General features: G+C 75.1%; 1 protein-coding gene. It reads right to left on the bottom strand.

The window, feature by feature from the left end; translation table 11 throughout:
- Window positions 1-1,622, bottom strand: a 1,622-nt coding sequence (locus tag ACFV4F_RS41525; RefSeq protein ID WP_380510890.1) for a condensation domain-containing protein, incomplete at its 3' end; no start/stop codon positions are given.
- Window positions 1,623-1,740: the final 118 nt, after the last annotated feature.

Here is a 1,740-nt window from a genome sequence, read left to right as displayed (position 1 = left end):
GCGCCGAGGCGCCACACGGCGAGGACGGCGGCGGCCATGTCGACGGTGCGGGTGAGGCACAGGCCGATGCGGTCGCCGCGGTTCACGCCGGCCCCGGCGAGCAGGGCGGCGAACGTCGAAGCACGCTCGTCGAGTTGACGATACGTCAGATCAGTTCCCGTTCCGTCGGTGACAGCGAGGTGGTCGCCACGGGCCGCCACCTGCGCCGCGAACCGCTCCAGTGCCCCCGTCGGTGCCGTCGGCGCGCTCAGCGGCACGGCCGCCGGCACAGCCGTCGCGGCGGGCCCGGTGAGCTGGCCCTCGGGGTCGTCGACCAGCAACTCCAGCGCCCTGACGTGCTGTTCGGCGATCTCCTCGATCTGGTCCGGGGCCAGCCGGTTGGCGTCGTAGTCGATGCACAGCTGGAGGCCGTCGGTCAGCGGGTTGCGGAAGAACGTGACGGTGAGCGGGACGTCGGCCGGCTCCACGCGGCGGATGGCGGTCAGCTCGCCCAGTCCGCTGAGCAGCTCGGCGTGTTCGCCGTCGCCCATGGTGTCGCGCATGACGTGGAAGTTGTTGAACGTGAAGTTGGTCGTGAACAGGTCGCGGCCGCCGGTGAACTGCCGGATCCGGGCCAGCGGCATCCGGCGGTGCGGCAGGATCCGGGCCTCCGCGTCGAAGACCCGCCGGACGAGGTCGGCGCGGCTGCCCCCGACGGTGCCGACCCGGAACGGGACGGTGTTGAGGAACAGTCCGCGGGCCTCGGTACCGCCGTTCTCCTCCAGTCGGCCGTTGAGCGTGAGCCCGCAGCAGACGTCGTCGAGGCCCGTCTGCGCGGCGATCACCTGGAGGTGCGCGGTGAGCAGGACGGTCTTCTCCGGCACGCCGAGGCGCTTGGCGAGCGCCGTGACCCGCGGGGCCAGGCCCGCCGGGACGTGCGCGTCGCGCCAGCCGTAGCCGTCGACCACGCCGCTCGCGCCGTCGCTGCGCCGCGACGGCCCGGCGGGCGCGGGCGCCTCCCCGGCGCGAGCCGGGAGCTGCGGCGGGGTGCTCCCGGCGAGCGTCTCCGTCCAGAACCGCCGGGCCTCGGGCGAGGCCGAGGCGCGCTGCTCCAGGGCGACGAAGTCGCGGTAGGCCGAGGCCGGGGCGGGGAGTTCGGCCAGGCCGGCGCCGTCCAGGAGCCGGGTGTACTGGAGGAGGATCTCGGTGATCGTCGACCACAGGCTCCAGCCGTCGAGGATCGCGTGGTGCTCCACCATCGTCCACTGGAAGCTGTCGTCGGTGAGCACCTGCGCGGCCAGGCGCAGCATGGGCGGGCGCTCCACGTCGAACGGGCGGCGGCGCTCGCGCTCCATCAGCTCGTCGACGGCCCGCTCCTGCTCGGCCGGGGTGAGGGCCCGCAGGTCCTCGACGACGACCGGCAGTTCGGCCTCGCGGTGCACGAGCTGCATCGGTTCGGCGAAGGTCGCCAGGTCGAAGCCGGTCCGCAGCACGGGGTGCCGGGCGACCACGGACCGCACGGCCCGGTGGAAGGCGTCCTCGTCGAAGCGGTACGGCAGCCGGTAGCTCGCCGCGTTGACGTATGGGAGGACGCGGGGGTCGGAGGCCGTGTGGTAGACCATCCCGACCTGGAGCGCCGCCATGGGGTAGGCGTCGTCGAGGCCGGCCGCGGGGCCGTGGGCGGGGCGCGCCGCGGGGGCGGGGGGGGGGGGCGGGGGCGGGGGTGTGGGCGGCGCGGGGCCGGCGCGGGGGGGCGCGGGG

Source organism: Kitasatospora sp. NPDC059722, assembly GCF_042733235.1.
GTDB lineage: Bacteria > Actinomycetota > Actinomycetes > Streptomycetales > Streptomycetaceae > Kitasatospora.
This window is presented reverse-complemented; position numbering and strand designations above follow the sequence as displayed.